Raw genomic sequence first — 9344 nt, 5'->3', positions numbered from 1 at the left:
CTCCTGCGCCGCCGGGGAAAGCGACCGCGCATCACGCACCACCACACCCATACACACCCAACGATCACGGCACATTTGGGCAACTCGTCAATAACTCGTCGTGGTGAGAGGGGGCCCCTTCTCTACCGGAGGCGTTAACAGGGGGCCCCTCCTTACTCCCGGAGCAGGGGACGGACGTCCCACAGGTGCCCGCCGGCGACGTCCCGACCGGGGCCGACCAGCGCGTCCACGGTGGCCCGCACCGGGTCCGCCGGCGACGAGTCGGCCTGCACCAGCGCCGCCGCCCGCCAGTGCCGCAGGTCCGCCAGCGCCTGCCGGCGCTCCGCCTCGCCGACCGGCGGCACCTGGCCGGTCTCGGCGGCCCGGCGCAGCAGCAGCGAGGTGGGCCGGTCCGGCGCGCCCCAGCGGGCGGCCGGGTCGGTGGCCGAGCGCGGGCCGATGAAGTAGCCGCCCGGCGCGTCGAACGCCAACCCGGTGCGCGCCGACCAGAACATCGCCGGGCTCTTCGCCGCGCCGGTGACCGGTGGCACCGGCACCAGCGTCCGGCCCGGCGGGACGTACACCCGCCAGCCGCCGCCGGCCACCACGGTCGGCACCGGCGGCACCGGCACGGTGCGGATCGGGGTCGGCGCGAGCGGCAGCAGCGCGGCGGCGACCGCGCCGGCCCACGGCGCCCAGGCACGGACGGCGGCGCCCCGGACCCGGTCCAGGGCCAGCGCCAGCAGCACCCCCGCCACCGGTACGCAGACCAACGCGAACCGCGCCGGCACCACGAGGTCGAGCAGCGGCAGGGCGGCGAGCAGCCGGTACGGGCCGGGCAGCCCGGTGTCGTGCCGGTTCACCACCACCGTGACGCCGAGCGAGAGCGCCGCGAACAGCAGCCCGCACCCGGCCAGCGCGCGCACCAGCGGACGCCGCCACAGCCGCACCACCACGAGCAGCGCCAGCAGCGGCAGCACCGGCCCGAAGAACGAGTTCTGCTCGGTGGGGTTCGGCGAGAGCAGGCCGGCGCGATGGCCGTCCCCGGCCACGCTCTGCCGGGCGGCGGCGGTGAACGAGGCCAGGTCGAGCCGGTAGCCGCGGGTGTGGAACGGCATCCCGGTGTAGTGGCCCGGCCCGAAGAACTGGAACCACAACGGGTACGCCAGCAGCACGCCGGCCACCGCCGCGCCGACGCCCAGCCGGCGAGCCACCACGGGCGCCAGCCGGCGCGCGGCGGCCCGGTCGGCCAGCGCGTACGCCCCGGCCAGCACGCCGGCGGCCAGGGCCAGGAAGACCAGCACCTCCTCGCCGAGGAACACCTGGTACGTGACCGCCAGCCCGAGCAGCACGCCGTCGCGGCGTACCCGGTCGGTGGCCGGCCGGAACACCAGCGCGAGGATCACCGGGACCAGGAACTGGGCGGCCATGTGCAGGTGCGCCCCGGCCTGCGCCACCATCCCGGGGGCGAAGCCGCAGCAGAGCCCGCCCACCGCGGCGGCGACCCGGGAGCGGACCAGCCGGCGGGCGAGCAGCGCGTACCAGGCGGTGGCGGTGCCGGCGAGGCTGAGCGCCACGGCGACCAGGAAGGCCACCTGGGAGCCGAGCGTCACCGTGACCGGGGTGAGCGGGACGCCCAGCCCGAGCACCGAGGTGTTGGCCATCAGGTTCACCCCGTGCGGCGCGTTCAGCGCGGTGCTGTGCAGCGGGTTCTCACCGCCGGTGACCGCGCGGGCGGCCCGGGCCAGCATCCACTCGAACAGCATCTGGTCGCCGGCCTGGTGGAACAGCCGTTCCGGGCGGCGCCACTGGTCGGTGGTGAGCAGCACGGCCAGCGCCAGGTAACCGGTCACCACGAACCCGTCGACCGGCCGGGGCCACCACCGGCGCCGGGGCGCGGGGCGGTCCGGGCGGTCGGTCGCGGTCAGGCGGACCGGTCGGTAAGTGTCCGGACGTCCCACACCCACACGTCCAACTCCTGCCGGGCCGGCCCGACCAACTGCTCCACGGTGCGGCGCAGCGGCTCGGCGTTCTGCTCGTCCAACGGCAGCACCACCACTGCCGCCCTCCAGTGCCGCAGTTCGTCGAGGAAGCGGCGGCGCTGCCGGTCGTCGAGCTTCGGAGTACGCCCGGTGGACGCCACGTCGGCGAGCAGTTCGCCGATGCCGCTGCGCCGGCCGCCGAAGCGACCCGGGTCGCCGGTGACGCCGTTGCGCGGCGCGAGGAAGTAGCCGCCGGGGATCTTGAAGGCCAGGTCGGTGCTGGCCGCCCAGCGCATCGGGTCGGTGTTGCCCATGGCCGGCACCGGCACCGAGACCAGCGTCTGGTCCGGGCCGACGTACTGCCGCCACCGGTCCGCGGTGATGAACTCGGGCACCGGCGGGCGGGTGGTGACCCGCAGTGGCATGGGCGCGATCGGCAGCAGCGCGAAGACCAGGCCGGCGGCGGTCAGCGTCCGGGCGGTGCGCCGATCCACGCCGCGCAACACCCAGGCGCTGCGCACCGCGTACGCCAGCAGCACCGCGACGGTCACGCTGGTGATCAGGCCGAACCGGGTCGGCACCACGGCGTCCAGCAGCGGCAGCCGCACCAGCAGCTTCCACGGGCCGGCCGCCAGTTCCCGGTCCCACCAGGAGATCCGCTCCCCGAGGGACAGCACCGCGAAGAACAGCCCGGTCGCGGCGAGCGCCCGGACCATGGCGTCGCGGCGCAGCCAGATGACGATGCCCACGGCCAGCAGGGACAGGCTCCAGCCGAAGAAGGCGTTCTCCTCGGAGTAGTTCGGGGCGAGGTTGACGTTGGCCCGTTCGTTGCCGCCGAACGTGGGCGAGCCGGGGGCGACGAACGCGGCGACGTCGTTGCCGTAGTCGCGCACCGCGTCGCTGAGCCCGTGGTAGGCCATCGGCCCGGCGAACTGCACCCACAGCGGGTACGCCAGCAGCGCGCCGGCCAGCACCGCGCAGGCCGCCAGCCCGGCGCCGAGCGGTCGCCAGGCGGCGGACCACCGCCCGGGCTGCTGCACCAGCACGGCGAGCAGGAACACGCCCAGCGCCAACGCGGTGAAGAGCAGGATCTCCTCGTTGATGAACGCCTGCACGACGACCAGCAGGGCGAGCAGCGCGCCGTCGCGGACCGGCCGGGCCGACCGGGTCAGCGCCAGCGCCCGCCAGACGATGAACGGCAGCAGGAACTGGCTGATGATGTTCGGGTGCCAGTTGGCGTGCGACAGCATGGCCGGGGAGAAGCCGCAGAACCAGGCGCCGACCGCGGCGGCCGGCCGGTGCCGGACCAGGTGCCGGGAGAGCACCCGGTACCAGGCCGCCGCGGTGCCGGCGAGGCCGATGGTGACCAGCGCGACGAAGGAGACCGCCGGTCCGAACAGGACGGTCACCGGCACCATCGGGATGCCCAGGGCCAGGATGGCGGTGTTCGCCATCAGGTTGACCCCGTCGGGGTAGTTGAACTGCTCGGTGAAGAACGGGAACTCGCCGTGCAGCACCACCCGCACCGAGTGGGCCAGGAAGAACTGCACCTGCGCCGGGTCGCTGCTGTAGAGCGCGGCGACCCGGCCGGCCGGGTCGACCCAGATGCCGCTGGTCACCCAGACGGCGGCGAGCAGGTAGCCGGCGTAGACGACGAGGTCGATGCGACGGCGGGTCCACCGCCAGCGCCACCGGCGTCGGGCGGCCGGCGCGACCGGTTCGGTGGTGGGGCCCGCCGGATCACGCGGCGCGGCCGGAGGTTCACGCCGGGTGACCGGTGGCGGATCGAGCGTGACGGATCGGGAGCCCGTCGGGGCGTCGGCGGCCGGCGTCGAGGCGCCACGGGTCTCGGCAGGCGTCACAGTAGGCGGAGTCTACCGGAGCGGGATATTGATGCCCGAATCGCACGTCACGTTCCGCGACGCGGTGGCCGGCCGAGGGATGAGCCGGGCGCGCCCGCGCGCCCGGCCGTCTCGTACCATGTGGGCTTCCGACCGACGACCGGCGAGGGGATAACTGTGGTTTCAGCCCGCCGAGGGGCTGTGACGGGCGCCGCGCTGGCCGCGCTGCTCCTGGCCGCGGCCGGTTGTGGGCCGGTCGCCGAACGGCAGTCGGCGGCTCTGCGGGTGGGCTACGACAGCCTGGACGGCACGCTCGCGGTCTGGCCGCCGCGCGGCAGCCTGGCCGGCGACACCGCCACGACCGCGGCGATCACCGCCACGGTGCGGGGCTGGCGCTCGCCGATGGACGACCGCGCGCACCTGCCCTCCTCCGGCATCCTCTTCTCCGGCCGGGTGGCCGGGGCCCCGCTGGCGCTGGTCGCCGCCGACGTGCCCGGGGAGTCCGCCTCCTGGCTGCTGCAACTCGACCGGGACGGGCAGCGGTGGCGGGTGGCCCACGCCACCGAGTACACGGACCCGGGCTACCTGGTCTACTCCGACGTCCTGCCGGTCCGGGCGCCCACCGGCCGCCGCTACCTGACCTCCGCCCGGGTGGAACGCCTGGTCGGCCCGGACGGCCGGACGGTCGCCGGCACCGCCGGCGTCACCGTGCCGGTCGACGTGCCGGCCTGCCGGGCCGTCGAGCTGACCGCGACGCTGCGCCCCACGCCGTCGCTGCCGCGCGGCCGGGCCGCGGACCGCGTCCTCGACCTGGGTACGGCCACCGAGGCGCCCCGCTATCCGCTGGTCCGCGACGAGACGGGCGCCGGCAAGCGCGCCCTGTCCGGTTTGGACACCTGCGTGCTGGCCGGTGAGCGCGGTCCGTTCGGCAGCGCGCCGCGCCGCGTCGGCGACCGCGACATGCCGCGCTCGGTGCCCGAGTCCTGGCCGATGGCGAAGATCGCCACCCGGTCGCTCGGCGAGGTGGCGCTCGGCGGCGGGGAGCCGGGCGACCTGGAACAGCTCACCTGGGAGACGCCGGGCGGGACGATGACAGCGGTGCTCTACCGCCCGGCCGACGGCGGCGCGCCGGTGGTCTCCCCCGCCGACCGGTCCACCACGTTGCAGGCCTACCACCTGCCGTTGCCCGGGCAGCCGCTGGCGGTGTTGACCTGGCGGACCCGGGACGCCTCCTTCGCCGCCCCACCCGGCACCGCCCGCCTGGTCGACCGCCCGGGCCTGGTGGTGGTCGAGCAGACCGACAAGCAGACGTTCAGCCTGGCCGGCACCGAGCAGACCTGGTACCGCTCCCTCTCCCCCGCCCGCTGACCGTGCTGACCGGACTGATTCGCCGGCTGCACGCCCGCCGCCTGCGGGCGCGACTCGTCGGCGCGGCGCTGCCCCGGCACGTGGCGATGGTGATGGACGGCAATCGCCGGTGGGCCCGGCAGATGGGCTTCGACGACCCGTCGGTGGGCCACCGGTACGGCGCGGCGCACCTGCACGAGGTGGCCGGCTGGTGCGCCGAGCTGGGCATCCGCCAGATAACGCTGTTCGTCGCGTCCGTCGACAACGTGCGCAAGCGCGCCGCAGGCGTCGATCATGAAGTTAGCCGCGACAAATCGGACGGCAGGCCCCGCCAGCTTCATGATCGACGGCGACTGGAGCACCCGGGGCGGTCAGGGGTGGGAGCGGCGCATGCCCAGGTAGGGGGTGGCGGCGGGGCCCGGTCGGGTGGTGCCGTCGGGGTGCCAGCCGTGGCGGGTGTAGAAGGCGCGGGCTCGGGTGTTGCGCTCCCACACCTCCAGAACGCCCACCGCCAGGCCCTCGGTCTCCAGGTGGCGCAGGAACAGGCCGTGCAGCGTGCTGCCGACGCCCCGGCCCCAGCGGTCCGGATCAACGTGGATCTGGTAGAGCTGGGCGGCGTTCGCCTCGGGAATGTGCGGCGGGCCCATGGCCAGCAGGCCGACCATCCGCCCGTCCACGATGGCGCACCGGACGTGCTTGTGCGGCGCGTCCATCGCCGCCGTCCAGCCGTCGCGCTGCTCCCGGGCCAGCTCCGGATTCACGATCTCCTCGACCGGCAGCCCGCCCGCGCCGTAGTAGGCGATCCGGGCCCGGGTGTGCAGGTCAACGATGTCATCCAGGTCGGCCGGCGTGGCCTCACGCACGTCCACGGCGCACCCCTCACATGATCCACTCCACCTCGCCGAGGTGGCGGCATCCCGGCCACCTCGATGCCGCCACTCCGGCGATCTGGCGGCACCCCGCAGCCGCTGCCCCGAAAAAGCGCTCGGGCGGCCCCGCCAAGGAGCGGGACCGCCCGGCGGATCAGTTCTGCGCGCGGGCCCCGTCGGTGGCCGGGTCCACCGGGGCGGCGTCCAGGCCGGAGATCCAACCGGTGACGTCGCGGGCCACGTCCTGCGCGGTCAACCCCAGGTCGGACAGGATCTGCGCGCGGGTGCCGTGCGGGTGCCAGTCGGCCGGTACGCCGAGATCCCGCACCGGCACCCGGACGTCGGCGTCCCGCATCGCCTGGGCGACCGCGGAGCCCACCCCGCCGATGCGCACGCCGTCCTCGACGGTGACCACCAGGCGGTGCGCGGCGGCCAGCTCGACCAGTTCGGCCGGCACCGGGCGGACCCAGCGCGGGTCGACCACCGTGACGCCGTAGCCCTGCTCGGCGACCCGGGTGGCGACCTCCACGCCGAGAGCGGCGAACGAGCCGACCGCGACCAGCAGCACGTCGGTACGCGCCGACTCGGCCAGCACGTCGACCGCGCCGACGCGGCGCACGGCCGGCAGGTCGGCGGCGACGGTGCCGGTCGGGAAGCGCAGGATGGTCGGGCCGTCGTCGACGGCGACCGCCTCGCGCAGTTCCTCGCGCAGCGTGGCCGAGTCGCGGGGCGCGGCGATCCGCAGGCCGGGCACCACCCCGAAGACGGACATGTCCCAGATGCCGTAGTGGCTGGGCCCGTCCGGGCCGGTGATGCCGGCCCGGTCCAGCACGAACGTGACCGGCAGCCGGTGCATCGCCACGTCCAGCAGGACCTGGTCGAAGGCCCGGTTGAGGAACGTGGCGTAGACCGCGACCACCGGGTGCAGGCCACCCATGGCCAGGCCGGCGGCGGAGGTGGCCGCGTGCTGCTCGGCGATGCCCACGTCGTAGACCCGGTGCGGATACTTGCGGGCCAGCGTGGCGATGCCGGTGGGCTCGGCCATGGCGGCGGTGATGCCGACCACGTCGGGGCGCTCGTCGGCGATCGCCACCAGCTCGTCGGCGAAGACGTTCGTCCACTTCACCGACGGGACGGCGAGCAGCTTGCCGGTCTCCGCGTCGAACGCGCCGGGGCCGTGCAGGCAGTCCGCCTCGTCGTCCTCCGCCGGGCGGTAGCCGTAGCCCTTGCGGGTCACCGCGTGCACGATCACCGGGCCGCCGAAGTTCTTCGCCGCGCGCAGCGCCGCCTCGACCGCCGGCACGTCGTGGCCGTCGACCGGGCCCACGTACTTGATGCCGAGGTCCTCGAACATGGCCTGCGGGGCGACCGCGTCCTTGATGCCCTTCTTGACCGCGTGCAGCACCTCGTACATCGGCTTGCCGACGAACGGGGTGTTGCCGAGCGCGTCCTTGACGGTGTCGAGCACCTTCTCGTAGCCGGGGTTGAGCCGCAGCGACGACAGGTGGTCGGCGAGGCCGCCGATGGTCGGCGAGTAGGAGCGGCCGTTGTCGTTGACCACGATGACCAGCGGGTTGCCGGCGGTGGCGATGTTGTTCAGCGCCTCCCAGCACATGCCGCCGGTGAGCGCGCCGTCGCCGACCACGGCCACCACGGACCGCTTCTCGCCGCGCAGCGCGTACGCCTTGGCCAGGCCGTCGGCGTAGGACAGCGCGGTGGAGGCGTGCGAGTTCTCGATCAGGTCGTGCTCGCTCTCCGCCTGGCTGGGATAGCCGGAGAGGCCGCCACGCTGGCGGAGCTTGTCGAAGCCCTCCTGCCGGCCGGTGAGGATCTTGTGCACGTACGCCTGGTGGCCGGTGTCGAAGAGGAGCCGGTCGCGCGGGGAGTCGAAGACCCGGTGCATGGCCAGCGTCAGCTCGACGACGCCCAGGTTGGGGCCGACGTGCCCGCCGGTGCGGGAGACCTTGGCGATCAGGAAGTCCCGGATCTCGGCGGCGAGGATGTCCAGCTGCTCGCCGGTCATCCGCTTCACGTCCTGCGGGCCGCGGACGGCGCCCAGCAGCCGACCGTGGTTGGCCGTGCCCTCTTCAACACTCATGACCGGAGAGTCTATCGGCCGCGCCACAGTCCGCAGCCGAGCCGTGGATCAGCCGCCGACTACCAGCCGGCGCGGCGGCGCCGTCCGGGTCGCCCCGACCGCCGGGCCGGACGGGGTCCAGGAGCCGAGCACGGCGGCCCGGGACGCGCCGGTCACCGACGGCACCGCACCGGGCAGCCCGTGCCAGCTCAGCCAGCCCAGCAGCGCGAACGCGTACGCCTCCTTGGCCTGGGCGGGCACGCCCAACTCGTCGGTGGTGCGCAGTCGCCACCGGCCGGTCCCCAGCGCGGCCAGCCGAGCCCGCAGTGTGGGATTGCGCACTCCCCCGCCGGCGGCCACCACCTCGGTCACCCGGTGCCGGTCGCAGGCGTCGGCGACCGTGCGGGCGGTCAGCTCGGTGAGCGTGGCGAGCACGTCGTCGGCGGCCACCGGCTCGCCCAGGGCGGCCAGCGCGGCGTCCAGGTAGCCGCCGTGGAACAGCTCCTTGCCTGTCGACTTGGGCGGCGGCGCGGCGTAGTAGGGCTCGGCGAGCAGCCGGGCCAGCAGCGCCTCGTGCACCCGGCCGGCCGCGGCCCGCGCCCCGTCGACGTCGCACGGGCGGTCAAGGAGGCGGCGGGCGGCGGCGTCCAGCAGCGCGTTGGCCGGGCCCACGTCGTACCCGAGGACCGGCGCCCCGGGCGCGACCACGGTGAGGTTCGCGATCCCGCCGAGGTTGAGCGCCGCGCGGGGGTGCGCGGCGGCGTCGAGCAGCAGCGCGTCGAACGCCGGGACCAGCGGCGCGCCCTGCCCGCCGGCCGCCACGTCCGCCGAGCGCAGGTCGTGCAGCACCGGTACGCCGACCCGCGCGGCCACCCGGGCCGGCGCGCCGAGCTGGAGCGTGCCGCGCACCCGGCCACCGTCGACCCAGTGGAAGACGGTCTGCCCGTGCGACACGACCGCGTCGGCCGTCCCCCCGGCCAGCTCGACGCCGACGGCCGCCGCCTCGGCGAACACCTCACCGAGCCGGTTGTCCAGCCGGCAGACCGCCTCGATCGTGGTGGCCGCCGGCGGCAGCAGCGCGCCGATCTGCGCCCGCAGGTCGTCCGGGTAGGCCAGCTCGCGGTGCCCGAGCGGACGCAGCCGCAGCGTGTCCCCGTCGAGGGTGAACTCGCCGGCCGCCACGTCCACCCCGTCGTACGACGTCCCCGACATCAACCCGACGATGCGCAAGGAAGGGCCCCCTTTTAAC

General features: G+C 75.0%; 6 protein-coding genes and 1 pseudogene. 2 read left to right on the top strand and 5 right to left on the bottom strand.

What is annotated here, in order from left to right:
- Nucleotides 1–152: 152 nt before the first annotated feature.
- Nucleotides 153–1946, bottom strand: coding sequence for a hypothetical protein (locus AB0H28_RS20560; protein ID WP_358042282.1), 1794 nt, complete (start codon nt 1944–1946; stop codon nt 153–155).
- Entirely contained in the window at nt 1904–3823 is a 1920-nt protein-coding gene (locus AB0H28_RS20555; RefSeq protein WP_358042279.1) for a hypothetical protein, read from the bottom strand. Before AB0H28_RS20555 ends, AB0H28_RS20560 begins: the two co-directional genes overlap by 43 nt.
- Nucleotides 3824–3979: 156 nt before the next feature.
- Between AB0H28_RS20555 and AB0H28_RS20550 the strand changes: the two genes are divergently transcribed.
- Both AB0H28_RS20550 and AB0H28_RS20545 read left to right on the top strand, forming a co-directional pair.
- The gene (locus AB0H28_RS20550; protein WP_358042277.1) at nt 3980–5170 is read left to right on the top strand and encodes a hypothetical protein; all 1191 of its coding nucleotides are present in this window, start codon (nt 3980–3982) and stop codon (nt 5168–5170) included.
- 86 nt (nt 5171–5256) lie between these two features.
- Nucleotides 5257–5430, top strand: a pseudogene (locus AB0H28_RS20545) (undecaprenyl diphosphate synthase family protein); the annotation flags it as partial.
- A 90-nt stretch (nt 5431–5520) separates the two neighbouring features.
- Here the strand turns inward: AB0H28_RS20545 and AB0H28_RS20540 are convergent.
- The 3 genes from AB0H28_RS20540 to AB0H28_RS20530 all read right to left on the bottom strand — a co-directional run bounded on the left by AB0H28_RS20540 (nt 5521) and on the right by AB0H28_RS20530 (nt 9307).
- Complete coding sequence (locus tag AB0H28_RS20540) at nt 5521–6018, bottom strand: GNAT family N-acetyltransferase (RefSeq protein ID WP_358042274.1); 498 nt, start codon at nt 6016–6018, stop codon at nt 5521–5523.
- Nucleotides 6019–6172: 154 nt separating this feature from the next.
- Nucleotides 6173–8116: a 1-deoxy-D-xylulose-5-phosphate synthase gene (gene dxs, locus AB0H28_RS20535; RefSeq protein ID WP_358042271.1), complete on the bottom strand. Its 1944-nt coding sequence runs from the start codon at nt 8114–8116 to the stop codon at nt 6173–6175.
- A gap of 48 nt (nt 8117–8164) precedes the next feature.
- Nucleotides 8165–9307, bottom strand: a complete 1143-nt coding sequence (locus AB0H28_RS20530) for an anhydro-N-acetylmuramic acid kinase (RefSeq protein WP_358042268.1) — start codon at nt 9305–9307, stop codon at nt 8165–8167.
- Nucleotides 9308–9344 lie beyond the last annotated feature (37 nt).

Origin of the sequence: Micromonospora sp. NPDC050980, from assembly GCF_040653835.1 — a bacterium.
GTDB lineage: Bacteria > Actinomycetota > Actinomycetes > Mycobacteriales > Micromonosporaceae > Micromonospora.
This window is presented reverse-complemented; position numbering and strand designations above follow the sequence as displayed.